The 17,919-nt window shown below is 64.6% G+C and carries 14 protein-coding genes and 1 tRNA gene; 8 read left to right on the top strand and 7 right to left on the bottom strand.

Going from position 1 to position 17,919, the window contains the following annotated elements:
* The first annotated feature begins 62 nt into the window (after positions 1-62).
* Positions 63-893, top strand: coding sequence for an undecaprenyl-diphosphate phosphatase (locus HV744_RS27020; protein WP_175152429.1), 831 nt, complete (start codon positions 63-65; stop codon positions 891-893).
* Between the two features lie 289 nt (positions 894-1,182).
* Positions 1,183-1,256 (top strand) — tRNA-Arg (locus HV744_RS27015).
* Between the two features lie 317 nt (positions 1,257-1,573).
* On the opposite strand, the gene HV744_RS27010 is transcribed toward HV744_RS27015, so the two are convergent.
* The gene (locus HV744_RS27010; protein WP_175152428.1) at positions 1,574-1,954 is read right to left on the bottom strand and encodes a DUF427 domain-containing protein; all 381 of its coding nucleotides are present in this window, start codon (positions 1,952-1,954) and stop codon (positions 1,574-1,576) included.
* 337 nt (positions 1,955-2,291) lie between these two features.
* Positions 2,292-3,869 (bottom strand): acid phosphatase, encoded by a 1,578-nt coding sequence (locus HV744_RS27005; protein WP_175152427.1) that lies wholly within the window; start codon positions 3,867-3,869, stop codon positions 2,292-2,294.
* 210 nt (positions 3,870-4,079) lie between these two features.
* On the opposite strand from HV744_RS27005, the gene HV744_RS27000 reads away from it, so the two are divergent.
* Positions 4,080-5,552: a cytochrome-c peroxidase gene (locus HV744_RS27000; RefSeq protein ID WP_175152426.1), complete on the top strand. Its 1,473-nt coding sequence runs from the start codon at positions 4,080-4,082 to the stop codon at positions 5,550-5,552.
* Positions 5,553-5,614: 62 nt separating this feature from the next.
* Here the strand turns inward: HV744_RS27000 and HV744_RS26995 are convergent, their stop codons facing one another.
* The gene (locus HV744_RS26995; protein ID WP_175152425.1) at positions 5,615-5,851 is read right to left on the bottom strand and encodes a hypothetical protein; all 237 of its coding nucleotides are present in this window, start codon (positions 5,849-5,851) and stop codon (positions 5,615-5,617) included.
* A gap of 300 nt (positions 5,852-6,151) precedes the next feature.
* Here HV744_RS26995 and HV744_RS26990 point away from each other — a divergent pair, with 300 nt between their 5' ends.
* Together HV744_RS26990 and HV744_RS26985 are read left to right on the top strand one after the other, a co-directional pair.
* Positions 6,152-6,541: an RT0821/Lpp0805 family surface protein gene (locus tag HV744_RS26990; RefSeq protein ID WP_175152453.1), complete on the top strand. Its 390-nt coding sequence runs from the start codon at positions 6,152-6,154 to the stop codon at positions 6,539-6,541.
* 82 nt (positions 6,542-6,623) lie between these two features.
* Complete coding sequence (locus tag HV744_RS26985) at positions 6,624-7,073, top strand: NUDIX hydrolase (RefSeq protein WP_175152424.1); 450 nt, start codon at positions 6,624-6,626, stop codon at positions 7,071-7,073.
* Between the two features lie 108 nt (positions 7,074-7,181).
* On the opposite strand, the gene HV744_RS26980 is transcribed toward HV744_RS26985, so the two are convergent.
* Together HV744_RS26980 and HV744_RS26975 are read right to left on the bottom strand one after the other, a co-directional pair.
* Positions 7,182-8,102 carry a transporter substrate-binding domain-containing protein gene (locus tag HV744_RS26980; RefSeq protein ID WP_175152423.1) on the bottom strand — a complete coding sequence of 307 codons (921 nt, stop codon included), beginning with the start codon at positions 8,100-8,102 and terminating at the stop codon, positions 7,182-7,184.
* 263 nt (positions 8,103-8,365) lie between these two features.
* On the bottom strand, positions 8,366-10,075 hold the full coding sequence (locus HV744_RS26975) for a glutamine--tRNA ligase/YqeY domain fusion protein (protein ID WP_175152422.1): 1,710 nt from the start codon (positions 10,073-10,075) through the stop codon (positions 8,366-8,368).
* A gap of 458 nt (positions 10,076-10,533) precedes the next feature.
* Between HV744_RS26975 and HV744_RS26970 the strand changes: the two genes are divergently transcribed.
* Positions 10,534-11,094 (top strand): RBBP9/YdeN family alpha/beta hydrolase, encoded by a 561-nt coding sequence (locus HV744_RS26970; RefSeq protein WP_175152421.1) that lies wholly within the window; start codon positions 10,534-10,536, stop codon positions 11,092-11,094.
* A gap of 165 nt (positions 11,095-11,259) precedes the next feature.
* Here the strand turns inward: HV744_RS26970 and HV744_RS26965 are convergent, their stop codons facing one another.
* Positions 11,260-12,480 carry a CaiB/BaiF CoA transferase family protein gene (locus HV744_RS26965; RefSeq protein ID WP_175152420.1) on the bottom strand — a complete coding sequence of 407 codons (1,221 nt, stop codon included), beginning with the start codon at positions 12,478-12,480 and terminating at the stop codon, positions 11,260-11,262.
* Between the two features lie 284 nt (positions 12,481-12,764).
* On the opposite strand from HV744_RS26965, the gene alaS reads away from it, so the two are divergent.
* The gene (gene alaS, locus HV744_RS26960; RefSeq protein WP_175152419.1) at positions 12,765-15,389 is read left to right on the top strand and encodes an alanine--tRNA ligase; all 2,625 of its coding nucleotides are present in this window, start codon (positions 12,765-12,767) and stop codon (positions 15,387-15,389) included.
* 46 nt (positions 15,390-15,435) lie between these two features.
* Here alaS and HV744_RS26955 read toward each other — a convergent pair whose 3' ends face one another.
* Positions 15,436-16,368 (bottom strand): LysR family transcriptional regulator, encoded by a 933-nt coding sequence (locus HV744_RS26955; protein ID WP_175152418.1) that lies wholly within the window; start codon positions 16,366-16,368, stop codon positions 15,436-15,438.
* A gap of 134 nt (positions 16,369-16,502) precedes the next feature.
* Here HV744_RS26955 and HV744_RS26950 point away from each other — a divergent pair, with 134 nt between their 5' ends.
* Entirely contained in the window at positions 16,503-17,834 is a 1,332-nt protein-coding gene (locus tag HV744_RS26950) for a YbfB/YjiJ family MFS transporter (RefSeq protein ID WP_175152417.1), read from the top strand.
* Positions 17,835-17,919: the final 85 nt, after the last annotated feature.

Raw genomic sequence — 17,919 nt, 5'->3', positions numbered from 1 at the left:
GCGCCGGCTGTTTCCTTTTGCGGCGCGCTGTTCCCCGACACTTTCCTTACAAGGACCGCCGCGTGAACCTGTCGTTTCTGATCTTTCTGAGCGTGCTGCAGGGCGTCACCGAACTGTTTCCGGTGAGCAGCCTCGGCCATACGCTACTCGTGCCCGCGCTGTTCGGTATGCATATCGACAAACATGCGCCGCAACTGCTGCCGTTCCTCGTCGCGCTGCATCTCGGCACCGCGTTCGCGCTGCTGTGGTATTTCCGCAAGCGCTGGTATGCGTTGGTGGGCGGCTTCTTCGCGTCGTTCGGCGGCCGCCGCAACGACGACGCGCACATGATGTGGGCGCTCATCATCGGCACGATTCCGGCCGGGCTGGTCGGGCTGCTGCTGGAAAAACGCCTCGAGCAGCTTTTTCACGATCTGCGTATCGTCGCGATCGCGCTGATCGTCAACGGCGTGCTGCTGTGGTTCGGCGATCGCCTGCAGCGTGCGCGGGCGCATCGGGCGCCGGAGAAGCTGACGTTCCGCCAGGCGTTTTTCGTCGGCCTCGCGCAGATCGGCGCGTTGATTCCGGGCTTCTCGCGCAGCGGCCTGACGATGATCGCCGGCAATGCGGCCGGTCTGACGGCAGAGAAGGCGGCTGAGTTTTCGTTCCTGCTCGGCACGCCGATCATCTTCGCGGCGGGCGTGCTCGAGCTGCCGAAGCTGTTTCATGCGCCGGGCCAACTCGCGGACGCGCTGCTGGGTGGCGTGCTGACCGCGATCGCCGCGTATCTCAGCGTGCGTTTCCTGATGCGCTACTTCGAAGGCCGCGGACGTCTGGCCTCGTTCGGCCTGTATTGCGCGATCGCCGGGATTCTGTTCCTCGGCTGGTTTGTGCTGCATCCGCAACCGGCCTGAGCGCATTCGACGCGTGCGCTGTGCGCTGGCGCGCGGGTGACGATCGGTTATAATCCGGGCCCGGCTCAAACGGCCGGCCGGTCTGTTTTGTGATCGGGTGAAGCGCCGGTCTGGAGCGAAGCGGGCCGCAGCGCGGGACCAGGATTTCCGGTCCCCGGCCCGGTCAGTTACAATTTCGGTATGCACGAGCCCTGTGGCTCGCGTGAGCTCAGGTTCCAATACCCGGTACGCGGGTTCTCATTGCGGGTGGTGCGCGTCATACATTGACGCTGCATCGCCCCACTTCATTACGGCAGTAGCTCAGCTGGATAGAGCATCGGCCTTCTAAGCCGAGGGTGGGGGGTTCGAGTCCCTCCTGCCGTACTTCACATGCGTTCAAGTGCGCTCGCCACGGTTCACGGCGCAGCGCGTTTTGCTTGCGTCGCCCTCCGCCGCACGGCGGCATAGATCAAATCCGCGTCCTCGTTCGCGTCACAAGCCCTCTGACCGAAGGTCGCCAGCACGATCTTGCTCACGTTCTAATGTGACTTCATGCGTCGATACTCGCGTTTCTCGATGCGTTGAGAACGTCGCCAGGTTCTCCGCCGGGTGTGGAGAGTCGGGCGGGTGTCAGCATCACGAATCAGCGCCATCACGCGCGCAGCGAAGCGGCATACCTCGCTACGCTGCGCGCGCCGTTTTCAGGCGGCTTGCACGTCGATCGAATCGACCCGGTCCGGATAGAACGCCAGATGCTGCGCGATCTCCTTCACCGACGCATACGGCAACTCGTAGGTCCACACCGCATTCACCGTCCGCTCACCGCCGATCGGCACGCTGTAGTACGCGCAGTCGCCTTTGTACGGGCAGTAGGTCGTGTGATCGGTGCGCTCCAGCAGCGCCATCTCGACATCGTTGCGCGGCACGTAATACACCGGCGGATACGACGCCTCGCGTAGCACCAGCGCCTTCTCCGTGTCGGCGATCACCCGGCCGGCCACGGTCACGACCACGCGGGCTCTCGCCGGCTCGACCGTGATGGGGTGATCCGGACCGGGGACCTTGATGGTTTTTTCGGTCATCTGTCGAACTCCTGAATGAGTGGGCATGGCTGCCACACGTTATGGAGAATTGCGTGCGGGCAGCGACGGGAACGATCGCGCCTTGGGTCGAAGCATACGCCGCTCGTGAAAACGCGTGCTGACGCCAGGTGAACCTGTGCTGCAGAACCCGCGCGCTGGCCATGCGCGCGACGAAAAAAAACGGGCAGCCGAAGCTGCCCGTCGAAGTCGCGCCACGCGGCGGACTGTTGCTTGCTCAGTGTGCCGGTGCGCGGCGTGTCGCACGCGCATTGCCGACTCGCAGTGACCGGCAGGTCAGCCGGCTGCGCTCGACGCAACGCGCGCGGCTGCCACGCCTTTATTGCCTGATATTGAGCGCCGCCGTCAGATCGCCCAGCGGCTTGCCGCCGTTGCTGACCAGTGCCGCATCACGCGCCGCGATACCCGGCAGCGTCGGCAGCGAGAAACGGTGCGTGATGAAACGCAGGATCGAGGTCGTGTCGTACTGCGTGTGATCGACAAAACCCTTCTTCGCGTACGGCGAAACGATCAGCGCCGGAATTCGCGTGCCCGGACCCCAACGGTCGGCCTTCGGCGGCGCGACGTGATCCCAGAAGCCGCCGTTTTCGTCGTAGGTCACGACCACCAGCATGTTGTTCCACTGCGGGCTCTTCTGCAGATGCGAGATCACGTCCGCGATATGCTGATCGCCACTCGCGACGTCGGTGTAGCCCGCGTGCTCGTTCAGGTTGCCCTGCGGCTTGTAGAACGACACCTGCGGCAGCGTGCCGGCATCGATCGCCTTGATGAACTCGGAGCCGCCCATGCCGCCGTCGAGCAGATGCTGCGCGCGGTTCGCGGTGCCCGGGGCGAGATCGGCGAAGTAGTTGAGCGGCTGATGGTGCGGCTGGAAGTTCGGCGACGTCAGGTTCGCGCCGTAGATCACATTCGACGTGCCGTTTTGCGCCGCCGATACCGCCGCGCCCCACGCGCCGCCGTACCACGCCCACGACACCTTCGCGTCGTTCAGCAGATCGCCGATGTGCTTCTGCGTCTGCGCCGGCAACGTGGTGGCCTGGCCCGGATCGGCGAGGTTCGCGTCGCCGCCGGCCGCCGCCTTGTTGCCGCTCGGCTGATACGGCGGCTGCATCGTGTTGATCGCGTAGAAGTCGGGCGTCAGGTTGCCCGACAGCACGTACTTGGGCGGCCCGCTCAGCGCCGAAGCCGGCGAGTTCGACGCGACCTTCAACGTGACGCCATCGCTTTCCACCGCCGAAATCGAGGCGGCCGCCGGGCTCTTGTCCGCATTCGGATAAATCGGCGTGCACGCGCACACGAGCCACTGGTGGTTCAGGAACGAACCGCCGAACGCGCCCATGAAGAAGTTGTCGGCGAGCGTGTATTGCTGCGCGATCTTCCACAGCGGCAGCTTGTCGGCGTTCAGCGAGTAGCGGCCCATCACGAGACCGCCCGAATCCGCCCACGCGGCGAACTTGTCGTTCTTGCCGCCGTTGATCTGCATCTGGTTCTCGTAGAAGCGGTGATACAGGTCGCGCGTGGTGGCGGTGATCGGCGTGTTGAAGCCCTTCGGGTCGTCGATGGCGAACGGGCTGTTCGGCAGATTGGCCGTCATCGCCTGCGTGACCACCGGCGTCACGCCGGTTTGCGTCAGGCCGTTCCACACCTGCGGCAGCGTCGCGAGCGGCGTGCCGTCGCGGTCCACCTGGGTGGCGCTCGCCGCGCTCACGTTCTGCATACCGTTCGCGCCCGGGAAGTTGCCATACAGATTGTCGAAGCTGCGGTTTTCCGCATAAATCACCACGACCGTCTTGATCGACGTGAGGTCCGGCTGCGTGATTTCGTTGCCGCCGCACGCATACAAACTCAACGCTGCTGCGATCGCGATAGGCGTCGCGCAGATCAGTTTCTTGTTCATTTGAATGGTTTCTCTCTCGTTGGGGACGCGCCGCGTGCGTTCCTTACACGAACGGCTGCCAGCGAAAGTCTGGCGAGGAAATTTGACAGAAAGATGTAATTAATTACGAGATAATTCTTTATCGATTTTTTCGTCGGCTGAATGTCATTTGAGCGACATAAAAATGAAATACGCTCGCGATCTTCGATATCGCAAACTCACATCGTTCATATGCGACTTGGTCTGGCGGGGATTCGGAAAATAAAGGTTTGGCGAGGAGCGGGGCAGTGCGCGGGGCCTGTGAGGGCGAGTGCGTGGCAGTCAGCGGTTTTTGCGCTGGCGGCTGTGACTTTGGCCGCGACCCTGACCGCTTGTGATGCTGGCGGGCCTGGCGCAGGCGTCGGGACGAAAGCAGGTGCAGAAGTGGGCGCAAAAGCAGCAGCGAGCGCAGGCGCAACTTCCGTGGCAAGCTCCGCCGCACTCGTGGCAGCGTCCGCCGTGAAGGTCGCGGCCCATGACGCCGGCCAGTCCCGCGCGCAAGTCTACGAATCGGTGCGGCAAATGACGGCGCTCGGCAAGCAGCTGTTTTTCGACGCGTCGTTATCCGGTTCGGGCAAGCTGGCTTGCGCGTCGTGCCACAGTCCGGACCATGGCTTTGCGCCGGCCAACGCGTTGTCGGTGCAACTGGGTGGCAGCGATATGCATCGCACCGGCATGCGCGCCGCGCCGACGCTGAAGTATCTGCAAGCGGTGCCGGCGTTCGCCGAGCACTATCACGAGTCCGACGACGAAGGCGACGAAAGCGTGGATGCCGGACCGACCGGCGGCCTGACGTGGGACGGCCGGGTCGATCGTGGCGGCGAGCAGGCGCGCATTCCGCTGTTGTCGTCGTTCGAGATGGGCAGCACGCCGGCCCGCGTCACGGCTGCGGTCAAGGCCGCGCCGTATGCCGGCGCGTTCCGCGCAGCCTTCGGCGAGCACATCTTCGATAGCGACGACGCCACTTTCAAGGCCGTGCTGCAAGCGCTCGAAACCTTCGAGCAGACGCCCGAGGTCTTCAATCCGTACACCAGCAAGTACGACGCCTATCTGGCGGGCAACGCGCAATTGACGCCAGCCGAATTGCACGGCCTGCAACTTTTCAACGACGAACAGAAAGGCAATTGCGCGAGCTGCCACATCAGCCAGCGCACCAGAAACGGCGCGCCGCCGCAATTCAGCGATTTCGGGCTGATCGCGATCGGCGTGCCGCGCAACCGCGCGCTGCCGGTGAATCGCGATCCGCACTTCTACGACCTCGGCGCCTGCGGCCCGGAGCGCACCGACCTGAAAGGGCGCGACGAGTTTTGCGGCATCTTCCGAACGCCGACGCTGCGCAACGTCGCGTTGAAGAAGAGCTTCTTCCACAACGGCATCTACCATTCGCTCGAGCAGGTTGTGCGCTTTTACGCCGAACGCGATACGAATCCGGAGAAGTTCTATCCGGTCTCGAAGGGCAAGGTGCAGAAGTTCGACGATTTGCCGCAGCGCTACTGGGCCAATCTGAACACCGAGGCGCCGTTCGATCGCAAACCGGGCGACAAGCCGGCGCTCGACGAAGCGGAAATCAAGGACGTGGTGGCGTTTCTGAATACGCTGACCGACGGGTATCACGCGCCGAACGCGGTAGCGAAAACGGCGGCGACTGGCGCGGCCGCTCATTGACGACGAAGGCGCTGGCCCGGCCGCCCATGCTTTCGGCGGCCTGTGTATCGCTCCGATCGCGATCAGTCGGTGTAAGCGAGAATGGAGTAGCAGGCGCCGACCAGCAGCGCGAAAGACACCAGCAGGCAGGCCACGCCGACGCGCGTCAGCAGATTGGGCCAGCGCGCCGCCGGTACGGCGTCGATCCGTACGATGCGGCGGGCCAGACCGGGATCGCGACCGATCGCGACCGGCACGAGCGCGACGCAGAGCAGCGCGAGCGTGATGGCGAAAATTTCGAGGACAAGAAAGATGTTCATAACGAGCGGTCCAAAGCCTGACGGCCGCTGCTGCGTAAAAAATCGATCTTAGAAAAGCGTTTCGTAAGACGCCATCAGCGTCGGCTTAAAGTTGACCGCGCCTATCGTGGCCGTTTAGCGTGTGACGGTTGAGCGCGAGGTATGCCGACGGCTGCGGTTCGGATTCCCTTGCCGCGGGTCAGCCGCAAGCCGCGCTGCGCGGGCGCTTCGAAGGGGGCATGCTATGCTTTTGAGGTCCAGATCAAGAGCTGCGGCGCGCGCGCTCGAGACCGCCCAGTATACTTTCGAGGAGAATCCTTCATGTCGATGCGAACCCGTGTGCTGCTTCACCTGAGCTGCGCCAGCCTGCTGCTGGGCAGCGCAATCGGCGCGCAGGCGGCGAATCTCAGCTTTCTGAACGACACGCCGATCACCTACATGAGACAGCGCGACAACGACTCGATCAAGAAGGCCGTCATCGCCGCGCTGAACGATCAGAAGGACGGCGAAAGCGTCAACTGGGTCAACGAAGGCACCGGCAACAGTGTGAAGATCGACGCGACGATCACCGTCGCCAGCACCGCCCGCGACGGCGGGCGTACCTGCCGCGATCTCGGCGTCGTGCTGAATGCGAAGGGACAATCGATGCACCTGAACCCGCAATTCTGCAAGCAAGGCAGCGGCGCCTGGCAATTGCAGAAAAAGCACTGAGCATGCGGGTCGTGATGCCGGCGCGCGTCGGCCGGGTGCCGGCGCGGCTCGAAACCGCACGTTGCCGCGGCAGGGTGCGGCGATGAGCCCGCGGGTGGTTTCGTGCGGCATCGTTCTGCTCGACCCGGACGGCCGGGTGCTGCTGGCGCACGCCACTGAAACGTCGCACTGGGACATTCCGAAAGGGCATGGCGAAGAGGGTGAGGCGCCGCACGTCACCGCGCTGCGCGAGCTGGTCGAGGAGACCGGTATCGCGATCGAGCCCGGGCGTCTGAAGGATCTCGGCCTGTTCGTCTACCGGCGCGACAAGGATCTGCATCTGTTCGCCGCGCGCGCTGCCGCCGACGAACTCGATCTGAGTTCATGCAGCTGCACGTCGCTGTTCCCGCGGCGCTCGGACGGCACGCTGATTCCCGAAATGGATGCCTACCGCTGGGCCGCGATCGACGAAGTTCCGAAGTATGCGAGCCGCAGTCTCACGCGGCTCTTTCAGATGACGCTGTCGCTTGCGGAACTGCATCGGTCGCTATAGGCGTGACGGCGGCCGGCGGCGAGGGCAGGTCACAAGTGAGCAGCAGGCAGGCGCGGTGATCATCGCCCTGCGAGCCCAACGCCTCGTGCCTCACTTCACGCCGCAAGCTCAGTCGAGCGCCCGGTCGTTCGGATGCGCGAACAGGGCGCGGTTCTGTTCCGACAGCGGGAAGTTCAGATTGATGCCGTGCGGCGGAATGGGCTGCGTGAACCACCGCTCGTACAGACGTTCCGCGTCCCCGGAAGTCTGCCCACGCGCGATCACTCCGTTCACCAGGTCGCGGAAAGGTTCGTCGCCCTTGCGGAACATGCACGCATAGACCTCGTAGCCCAGCGGCGTGCCCGTCACCACGAAGTCGTCGGGGTGCGGGTCGGTCGCCTTGAAGCCGTACACGATCGGCTCGTCCATCACGAAGGCCACGGCCCGGTCATCCTTGAGCGCGGTGAATGCTTCCAGATGATCGCGCGCGCTGGTGATGCGCATGTTCAGATGCTTGTCGGTATTCAGGCGGCGCAACAGGCGTTCGTCGGATGTGCCGGCGGTTGTCACCACCGGCTTGCCGGCCAGATCCGGAAAATCAGTAATGCCGCTGCTCTTGCGCGTGATCATGCGCACCGCGTACTGGAAGAAGCTGTTCGAGAACGCGGCCACGTTTTCGCGCTCCACCGTGTGCGTGGTCGAGCCGCATTCCAGATCGATCTGGTTGTTCAGCAGCATCGGCGTGCGGTTCGACGAGGTCACGGTGATTTCGTGTACCTTCAGTTGCGGCATGCCGAGCGACTTTTTGATTTCGCCGACGATCTGCAGCGCGATGATCTGCGAGTAGCCGACCGTGCCCTTGCCGTCGAAGTACGAGAACGGAATCGACGCTTCACGCACGCCGAGCACCACCACGCCGTCGTCGTGGATCTTTTTCAGCGTGCCGGTGAGTTCGTCGGCGCGAGCCGGGCCGGCGAACGACACCGCGCCGAACACGGCCAGCGCGACGAGTGCGCAACGCGTGCGACAGGCGAAGCGCGCGGCGTGCATTGCACACGCTGCGGCAACGGCACGCGTGCAATGTGCGTGGCGTGTGCCGCGAGCCGTGCCTGTCGTCATCGTTCCGGCACTTGCCCCGCGGCGGGCTGCAACTTTCATCGGGCCTCCCGGACCGGCGCGTTCACCTGAGCGCGCAGTGACTGTCGATGAAACATCATGCAACGAAACGGCGTGCATCTCGTGAGCGAGATGCACGCCGTATTCAACTTCGGATGCGCAACTTCGGATGCGCTACAAACGGCAGCCGCTCCAGCTTATGCCGGCTTGCCCCAACTGTCGCGCAGGCTGACGATGCGATTGAACACGGGCTTGCCCGGCTTCGAATCGACCCGGTCGGCGACGAAATAGCCGTGGCGCTCGAACTGATAGCGCTGTTCCGGCAGCGCGTCGCGCGCACCCGGTTCGAGGTAGGCGTTGACCACGCGCTTCGAATCCGGATTCAGCGCTTCGAGGAAGTCGCGGCCGCCGGCGTCCGGTTGCGGCTCCTTGAACAGCCGGTCGTAGATGCGCACTTCGGCCGGACAGGCGGCAGCCGCGCTGACCCAGTGAATGTTGCCCTTGACCTTGTAGGTGTTCGCGCCTTCGGTGCCCGATCTGCTGTCCGGGAAGTAGTTGCAATGGACCGCGACGACGTTGCCGTTCTCGTCCTTGTCCGCGCCCGTGCATTCGATCACGTAGCCGTAGCGCAGGCGCACCTTGTTGCCCGGGAACAGGCGGAAGTAGCCCTTTGGCGGCGCTTCGTTGTAGTCCTCGCGCTCGATCCACAGTTCGCGCGAAATCGGAAACTCCCGCACACCCTGTTCCGGATGATGCGGATGCACCGGTGCGCTGCACGGTTCGCTGAGGCCTTCCGGGAAGTTGTCGATGATCAGCTTGAGCGGGTCGAGCACGGCGGCCGTGCGCGGCGCCTTGTCGTCGAGATCGTCGCGCAGCGCGCCTTCGAACACGCTCATGTCGATCCACGAATCGACCTTGGTCACGCCGATGCGCTCGCAGAACAACTGGATCGCCTCGGGCGTGAAGCCGCGCCGGCGCACGCCGACGATGGTCGGCAAACGCGGGTCGTCCCAGCCGTCCACGTGGCCTTCGTTCACAAGTTGTAGCAGCTTGCGCTTGCTGGTGATCGCGTAGGTCAGGTTCAGGCGCGAGAACTCGATTTGTTGCGGCAGCGGGCGCGTGAAGATGCCGGCTTCAGCAAGCTCGTTCAGAATCCAGTCGTACAGCGGACGATGGTCTTCGAACTCGAGCGTGCACAGCGAATGCGTGATGTTTTCCAGCGCGTCCGAGATGCAGTGCGTGTAGTCGTACATCGGGTACACGCACCATGTGTCGCCGGTACGGTAGTGATGAGCGAAACGGATCCGGTAGATCACCGGGTCGCGCATGTTGAAGTTCGGCGACGACATGTCGATCTTCGCGCGCAGCACGTGTTCGCCTTCCTTGAACTCGCCGGCTTTCATGCGGCGGAACAGGTCGAGGTTCTCCTGCACCGAACGCTCGCGGAAGCGCGACGGCGTACCGACTTCGGTGGCCGAGCCGCGGTTCGCGCGCATTTCTTCGGCCGACTGACTGTCCACGTACGCCTTGCCGCGCTCGATCAGCAGTTCGGCGAATTCGTACAGCTTGTCGTAGTAGTCGCTCGCGTAATAGAGCTGCTCCTTGCCGTCTTTTTCCCATTCGAAGCCGAGCCAGCGCACCGAGTCGATAATCGAGTCGACGTATTCGACGCTTTCCTTTTCCGGATTGGTGTCGTCGAAGCGCAGATGGCACACGCCGCCGTAGCTGCGCGCGACGCCGAAGTTCAGGCAGATGCTCTTCGCGTGACCGATATGCAGATAGCCGTTCGGCTCGGGCGGAAAGCGCGTTTCGACGCGCTGGCCCCACTTGCCGGTGCGGTTGTCGTCGTCGATGATGTTGCGGATGAAATTGGATGCCGCTGGCGCGTCGATGCGTTCGGTATTCATGCGAGAAGGTGAAAGTCTGTCGGGGACGCGCAATGCGGCCACTTATCCGGCAATTCTACCTGACGACTCCGCCGACGGCAGGCGAGTGCGGCGCGCAGCCAACGTTTGAGCGGTTCTGATGCGGAATCGGAGGCCGGGTCGGCGCTGTAACAGGAGGTGCGTTGGAGGAGCAGTCCGTCAACGGCGACGTGCAGATGATCCGCATCGAGGGCACGACGCCCGAGCCGGCGGCGGATCCGCGGGGTGTGGGCGTGGGGCGTGTGATGCGGTAAGGTCGGGGGCGGCGGAGCGTCGACAATAAACTCTGCGAAGATGGGCTTCGATTGTGGATTGCAAGAAACGCTGCGAGAGGCGAACCGCAAGATGCGGGTTGCAAGACGCGAACAGTGACGAGTGAACAGCGGTAAGCAAATGGCTGTACGCGAACGTCAAAAAACTAACTACGAACGGGGAACGCGATGAGCGGACAAAAACTGAACACACTCGTGCTGCCGGGCTACCTGGGTTCCGGCGCCGGCCACTGGCAAACACGCTGGGAGGCGCTCGATCCGGCGTGCACGCGTGTGCCGATGCCGGACTGGGACCATCCCGTGCGCGACGCCTGGTGCCGCACGCTCGACGCCGCGGTGGCCGCCGCCGATGCGCCGGTGGTGTTCGCCGCCCATAGTCTCGGTTGCCTGACGACCGCTTTCTGGGCGTCGCAATACGCGAGCGCGGCGCAGCTCGCGAAGGTCGCGGGCGCGTTGCTGGTCGCCGTGCCCGATCCCTCCGAGGCTCATTTTCCGCAGGACGCCAGCGGCTTCGCGCCGGTGCCGCTCACGCGTTTGCCGTTTGCGACCATGGTCGTGGCGAGCAGCGACGATCCCTATGGCGGCGTGCCGTTTTCACAGACCTGTGCAAACGCGTGGGGCAGCCGCTGGATGGATATCGGCGCACGCGGCCATATCAACGCGGATAGCGGTCTCGGCGATTGGGACGAAGGGCGGTCCTGGCTGGCCTCGTTGGGCGCGCGGGGTTGAATTTGCGTTGACGCATTCGCGTTGACGCATTTGCGTTGACGCGGCCGGGTGCGCCGCGAGTCGGGCTGGGGCGGTCGCGGGATCGCCGCATGTGATGCGACGACGCAGCAGCTTCGCCATCACAACATGGCGGCGTTGCCGCCACAAATCCCCCGTCGCGCCCCCTCAAATCACCAACTTCGCCCGCAACGCCGCAACCCTCGCTTCGTCATAACCCAGCACGTCGCGCAAAATGCTCTCGGTGTGCTCGCCTAGCGTAGGCGGGTGAGCCAGCGCTTCGGGCGGCGTGCCGCTCATGTTGATCGGATTGCGCACCAGCTTGACCGTGCCGCCCGACGGATGCGGCAGATCGACCTGCATGCCGCGCGCCACCACCTGCTCGTTCTCGAACACTTCGCCGAGATCGTTGATCGGCCCGCACGGCACGCCCGTCGCTTCGAGCGCGGCGATCCATTGTTGCTTGCCTTGCAGGCGAACCATGTCGGCGAGGATCGGCACGAGGATGTCGCGGTGACGCACGCGCGCCGGGTTGGTCGCGAAACGCTCGTCGTCGGCGAGCTCCGGCCGCCCGCCCGCTTCGACGAACTTGCGGAACTGCCCGTCGTTGCCGACCGCGACGATGATCCAGCCGTCGCTGGTCTGGAAGGTCTGGTAGGGCACGATGTTCGGGTGCGCGTTGCCCCAGCGCATCGGCGGCTGGCCGCTCGCCAGATAGTTCGAATTCATGTTGGCGAGCATCGCCACCTGCACGTCGAGCAGCGCCATGTCGATGTATTGCCCTTCGCCGGTCCGGTCGCGGTGCGTGAGCGCGGTGAGCACGGCAATGGTCGAATACATGCCGGTCATCAGGTCGGCGATCGCCACGCCGGCCTTTTGCGGGCCGCCGCCCGGCTGGCCGTCGCGCTCGCCGGTAATGCTCATGAAGCCGCCGATCCCTTGCACGATGAAGTCGTAGCCAGCGCGTTGCGCATACGGCCCGGTCTGTCCGAAGCCGGTCACCGAGCAGTAGATCAGATCGGGCTTCACTTCCTTGAGCGACGCGTAGTCGAGCCCGTACTTCTGCAACTGGCCGACCTTGTAGTTCTCCAGCACCACGTCGCTTTGCGCGGCCAGTTCGCGGATGATCCGCTGGCCTTCGGGCGACGCGATATCGACCGTGACCGAGCGCTTGTTGCGGTTCGCCGCGAGGTAGTACGCGGCCTCGCGGGTGTCGGCGCCTGCGGGCGTTTTGAGGTACGGAGGCCCCCAGTGGCGGGTATCGTCGCCGACCTCGGGACGTTCGATCTTGATGACGTCGGCGCCGAAATCGGCGAGCGTTTGCGTGCACCAGGGACCGGCGAGCACGCGTGTGAGATCCAGCACGCGGATATGACTGAGAGCGCCCATATTGATCAATGTCTCCTAGGTAGCCAGGCGGCGCGCAAGGCGCCGCGGATGGGGGCAATCTTAAGCGATTCCCGCATGGCGGCGCAGTCAGTCGAACGTCATAGGACAACTCGCGTGCATCTCAATATTGCGCGCTACCCGGCCAAACCTGGCCAAACGGCCAACCGCGCTGGGCGCGCTGCCGCGCACGGGCGCCGATCCCGTATAATCAGTCGTTTAAGAAACAAACAGTTGGCGCATCCCACGATGCCGCCGGTAACAGCCAGGACCGTCCCCCGCACGCTATGAAAGCCGCCGAAATCCGCGAGAAATTCCTCAAATTCTTCGAATCGAAGGGCCATACGATCGTTCGCTCGTCGAGCCTCGTGCCCGGCAACGACCCGACACTGCTCTTCACCAATTCGGGAATGGTGCAGTTCAAAGATGTGTTCCTCGGCGCGGAATCGCGTCCGTATTCGCGTGCCACCACCGCGCAGCGCAGCGTGCGCGCCGGCGGCAAGCACAACGATCTGGAAAACGTCGGCTACACCGCGCGTCACCACACGTTCTTCGAAATGCTGGGCAACTTCTCGTTCGGCGACTACTTCAAGCGCGACGCGATCCACTACGCGTGGGAATTGCTGACCGGCGTGTACCAGTTGCCGAAAGACAAGCTCTGGGTCACCGTCTATCACGAAGACGACGAAGCGCACGACATCTGGGCGAAAGAAGTGGGCGTGCCGGTCGAGCGCATCATCCGCATCGGCGACAACAAGGGCGCGCGCTACGCGTCGGACAACTTCTGGCAGATGGCCGACACCGGCCCGTGCGGTCCGTGCTCGGAAATTTTCTACGACCACGGCCCGGAAGTGTGGGGTGGCCCGCCGGGATCGCCTGAGGAAGACGGCGATCGCTACATCGAGATCTGGAATCTCGTGTTCATGCAGTTCAACCGCGACGCCCAGGGCAACATGACGCCGCTGCCCAAGCAGTGCGTCGACACTGGCATGGGGCTGGAGCGTATCGCCGCGGTGCTGCAGCACGTGCACAGCAACTATGAGATCGACCTGTTCCAGGCGCTCATCCAGGCCGCGGGGCGCGAAACCGGCGTGAGCGATCTGACCAACAACTCGCTGAAGGTGATCGCCGATCACATCCGCGCGTGCTCGTTCCTGATCGTCGACGGCGTGATCCCGGGCAACGAAGGCCGCGGCTACGTGCTGCGCCGGATCGTGCGCCGCGCGATCCGCCATGGCTACAAGCTGGGCAAGAAGGGTTCGTTCTTCCATCGCATGGTGGCGGACCTCGTCGCGCAGATGGGCGGCGCGTACCCGGAGCTGAAGGAAGCGGAGCAACGCGTCACCGACGTGCTGCGTCAGGAAGAAGAGCGCTTCTTCGAGACCATCGAGCACGGCATGTCGATTCTCGAAGCCGCGCTGGCCGACCTCGAAGCGAAGGGCGGCAAGACGCTCGACGGCGAACTCGCGTTCAAGCTGCACGACACCTACGGCTTTCCGCTGGATCTGACCGCGGACGTGTGCCGCGAGCGCGAAGTGACGGTCGACGAAGCCGCCTTCGACGAAGCGATGGCGCGTCAGCGCGAACAGGCGCGCGCGGCGGGCAAGTTCAAGATGGCGCAAGGCCTCGAATACTCGGGTGCGAAGACCACGTTCCACGGCTACGAAGAAATCGTCTTCGACGACGCGAAGGTGGTCGCGCTGTATGTGGACGGCGCATCGGTGCAGCAAGCGGCCCACGGCCAGCAGGCAGTCGTCGTGCTGGACCACACACCGTTCTATGCGGAATCGGGTGGCCAGGTCGGCGACCAGGGCGTGCTGGCGAACGCGAGCGTGCGCTTCGCGGTGACCGACACGCTGAAGGTGCAGGCCGACGTGGTCGGTCATCACGGCACGATCGAGCAGGGCACGCTGAAGGTGGGCGAGGTCGTCAAGGCGGAAATCGACGCGGTGCGCCGCGCTCGCACGCAACGCAATCACTCGGCCACGCACCTGATGCACAAGGCGCTGCGCGAAGTGCTCGGTTCGCACGTGCAGCAGAAGGGTTCGCTGGTCGACGCGGACAAGACCCGTTTCGACTTCGCGCACAACGCGCCGATGACGGACGAGCAGATCCGCCGCGTCGAAGAAATCGTCAACGCCGAAGTGCTGGCGAACGCGCCGGGCATCGTGCGCGTGATGCCGTTCGACGAAGCGGTGAAGGGCGGCGCGATGGCGCTGTTCGGAGAAAAGTACGGCGACGAAGTGCGCGTGCTCGACTTGGGTTTCTCGCGTGAATTGTGCGGCGGCACGCACGTGCATCGCACCGGCGACATCGGCTTCTTCAAGATCGTGATGGAAGGCGGCGTGGCGGCGGGCATTCGTCGCGTGGAAGCGATCACGGGCGACAACGCCGTGCGCTTTGTGCAGGATCTCGACGCGCGCATCAATGCGGCCGCGGCGGTGTTGAAGGCGCAGCCGTCGGAACTGACGCAGCGGATCAGCCAGGTGCAGGATCAGGTGAAGTCACTGGAGAAGGAACTGAGCGCGTTGAAGTCGAAGATGGCTTCGAGCCAGGGCGACGAACTGGCCGCTCAGGCAATTGAAGTCGCCGGCGTGCATGTGCTGGCGGCCACGCTCGACGGCGCGGACGTCAAGACGCTGCGCGAGACGGTCGACAAGCTGAAGGACAAGCTGAAGAGCGCGGCGATCGTGCTGGCTTCGGTCGAAGGCGGCAAGGTGAGCCTGATCGCCGGCGTGACGGCTGACGCAAGCAAGAAGGTCAAGGCGGGTGAGCTGGTCAACTTCGTGGCTCAGCAAGTCGGCGGCAAGGGCGGCGGCCGGCCGGACATGGCGCAGGCGGGCGGCACCGAGCCGGCGAACCTGCCCGCTGCACTGGCTGGCGTCAAGGCCTGGGTCGAAGGCCAGCTTTGATGCGGGTCTGATCAGGCCGCGAATGGGCCACGCGGAGCGCCGGGAGTCATTGGCGTGCCGCGTGCACATCCGCAGCCGCAACGGCCGTCGCGGGCAGCAAATCCACCGCATCCTCCGGGGCCATCAGCGTGCGCCGCAGCGCATTGAGCGCGGACGAAAAATGCCCGCGCCGCCACACCAGCAGCGTCTCGATCAGCCCGATATCGGGCAGTTCATGAACCGCGATATTGCTGGCATCGGCTTGCAGATCCAGCACTGAGCGCGGCGCCACCGCCACGCCCGCACCGGCGGCCACACACGCGACGATCGCGTGATAGGAGCCGAGCTCCAGCACTCGCGCCGGCCTCACGCCGTGCTCCAGATACCACTTCTCGATATAAGCCCGGTACGCACAGCCACGCTCGAACGCGATCAGCGTCGACAGCGCAACGTCGCGCACTTTGTGAATCGGCCGATGCCCGCGCGGCGTGAGCATCACCAGCTCTTCCTTGAACACCGGCACCGTCTCGAAGATGTCCCCGAGCGAAGCCGGGTCCAGCGGCGTCGCCACCAACGCCGCATCCACTTCGAATTCGCGCACCCGCTCGATCAGCTTGCCGGTCGTGCCGGTCTCCAGCTCCAGCGCGACGTCGGGCCACTGCTGGTGATATTGCGCGAGCAAGCCAGGCAGGCGCGTCGCCGCGACGCTTTCCATCGTGCCCAAACGCAGGCGTCCGCTCGGACGATCCTCGCGCACCGCATGACGCGCCTCGTCGGCGAGCGCGAGCAGGCGTTCGGCGTAGGGCAGCAGCGTCTCGCCGGCCGGCGTCAATACGAGGCGGCGGCCGTCGCGGATGAACAGGTCGGTGCCGAGTTGCTCCTCAAGCTGCTTGATACGCGTCGTGACGTTCGATTGCACGCGATTGAGCTTGGCAGCGGCGCGCGTCACGCCGTTTTCCCGCACGACCGCGCGAAAAATGGTCAAGGCGGCCAGATCCATGATTCTCTCCGAGCGATGAGTGATATCCGAATTATTCATTTTTCGTGATCAAAAGGTCAAGCTAAGATCGATTCAACGAACCCAAACCGGCCGACGTGCCGGCCCGCCGCCCCGCTGCCCTTTATCGTCCGATCATGAACGACCTCGCCTCCCGCACGTACGATCGCTTCTCCGAACCCCATGCGGCCCGCCGCGCGGCGCTTGCCTGCATGGTGACGCTGGCCGTTACCCTCGGCATCGGGCGTTTCGCCTTCACGCCGCTGCTGCCGTTGATGCTGCACGGCAGCGCGCTCGGCCAGCCGCAGTTCGACATCCAGCATGGCGGCTGGCTGGCGTCGTTCAATTACGCGGGTTACTTTGTCGGCGCGGTCAGTTGCGCCGCGTTGCGGGTCGAGCCGGCGCGCATGGTGCGTGGCGGGCTCGTCGTGACGGTTCTGCTGACGCTGGCGATGGGCGTCACGAGCCAGTTCTGGGTGTGGGCGGCGGTGCGTTTCATCGCCGGCGCGGTTAGCGCGTGGACTTTCGTGTTCGCGTCGCAGTGGGGTTTGCGGCGGCTCGCCGAACTCGGCGCGCATGGGTGGAGCGGGGTGATTTATACCGGACCGGGGGTGGGGATCGTCGGGACGGGGTTGCTGGTGAGCGTCGCGGGTGGCTATGGCGCGACGGTGGGGTGGATCGGCTTCGGGTTGATTGGTGCGGTTCTGTCGGTTGTGGTTTGGCCGGTGTTCGGTGACGCGGCTGACGCGGACCAACCACGGCAACCTGCCGCCAGTGAGCGCACCACCAGCGAACCCGCCGCCAGCGAACGAGCCGTTAGCCAATCCGCCGCTCGCCATCCCGCCATGAGCCACCCTGACTCGACCCCCACCCCTCACCGCGCCGACGCCCTCTGCCTGATCCTGCTCTACGGCGTTCCCGGCTTCGGGTACATCATCACCGCGACTTTCCTGCCCGTCATCGCGCGCCATGCGCTGCCGGGCTCGTCGTGGCCCGACCTGTTCTGGCCGATGTTCGGCGCGGCGCTGATCGTCGGCGCGCTGCTGGCGGCGCGTTTGCCGGGGCATTGGGATAACCGCACGCTGCTCGCCGGCTGCTATGCGCTGCAAGCCTGCGGCATCGCGCTCGGGATCGTCTGGCCGACGGCGGGCGGCTTCTCGCTCGGCAGCATCCTGATCGGGCTGCCGTTCACCGCAATCACGCTGTTTGCGATGCGCGAGGCGCGGCGTCTGCACGGAGACGAAGCGGCTGGTCTGATGGGCTATGCGACCGCGGCCTATGGCGTCGGCCAGATCGTCGGTCCGTTGGTCGCCGCGCCGATCGCCGAGCACACCGGATCATTCTCGCCGGCATTGTGGCTCGCAGCGGGCGCGCTGCTGCTTGGCGCGGCGGGTCTGATCGCGGTGGCGCGTCTGCCGCGTGGCCGGGGCCATCGCCGTAGCCGCATGCCCGATTGCGGTTGCAACTAACGGTCGCGCGATTGCAACTAACGGCCTGTTGAGGAGCCCGTCGCTGCCAACCCGCGCAACCAGAAAACAAATAACCCGCAGGCGC

This window comes from Paraburkholderia ultramafica (assembly GCF_902859915.1).
Classification (GTDB): Bacteria; Pseudomonadota; Gammaproteobacteria; order Burkholderiales; family Burkholderiaceae; genus Paraburkholderia; species Paraburkholderia ultramafica.
Note: the sequence above shows the minus strand (reverse complement) of the source record. Positions and strands in the feature narration are given on the sequence as shown.

What these genes read in the sequence shown, in the direction of transcription:
- HV744_RS26980 (WP_175152423.1), bottom strand. Translation starts at nt 8,102, where the DNA reads ATGCACGCCGCGCGCTTCGCCTGTCGCACGCGTTGCGCACTCGTCGCG.
- HV744_RS26975 (WP_175152422.1), bottom strand. Translation starts at nt 10,075, where the DNA reads ATGAATACCGAACGCATCGACGCGCCAGCGGCATCCAATTTCATCCGC.
- HV744_RS26950 (WP_175152417.1), top strand. Translation starts at nt 16,503, where the DNA reads ATGAACGACCTCGCCTCCCGCACGTACGATCGCTTCTCCGAACCCCAT.
- HV744_RS26995 (WP_175152425.1), bottom strand. Translation starts at nt 5,851, where the DNA reads ATGAACATCTTTCTTGTCCTCGAAATTTTCGCCATCACGCTCGCGCTG.
- alaS (WP_175152419.1), top strand. Translation starts at nt 12,765, where the DNA reads ATGAAAGCCGCCGAAATCCGCGAGAAATTCCTCAAATTCTTCGAATCG.
- HV744_RS26955 (WP_175152418.1), bottom strand. Translation starts at nt 16,368, where the DNA reads ATGGATCTGGCCGCCTTGACCATTTTTCGCGCGGTCGTGCGGGAAAAC.
- HV744_RS27000 (WP_175152426.1), top strand. Translation starts at nt 4,080, where the DNA reads ATGCGACTTGGTCTGGCGGGGATTCGGAAAATAAAGGTTTGGCGAGGA.
- HV744_RS26970 (WP_175152421.1), top strand. Translation starts at nt 10,534, where the DNA reads ATGAGCGGACAAAAACTGAACACACTCGTGCTGCCGGGCTACCTGGGT.
- HV744_RS26985 (WP_175152424.1), top strand. Translation starts at nt 6,624, where the DNA reads ATGAGCCCGCGGGTGGTTTCGTGCGGCATCGTTCTGCTCGACCCGGAC.
- HV744_RS26990 (WP_175152453.1), top strand. Translation starts at nt 6,152, where the DNA reads ATGTCGATGCGAACCCGTGTGCTGCTTCACCTGAGCTGCGCCAGCCTG.
- HV744_RS27005 (WP_175152427.1), bottom strand. Translation starts at nt 3,869, where the DNA reads ATGAACAAGAAACTGATCTGCGCGACGCCTATCGCGATCGCAGCAGCG.
- HV744_RS26965 (WP_175152420.1), bottom strand. Translation starts at nt 12,480, where the DNA reads ATGGGCGCTCTCAGTCATATCCGCGTGCTGGATCTCACACGCGTGCTC.
- HV744_RS27010 (WP_175152428.1), bottom strand. Translation starts at nt 1,954, where the DNA reads ATGACCGAAAAAACCATCAAGGTCCCCGGTCCGGATCACCCCATCACG.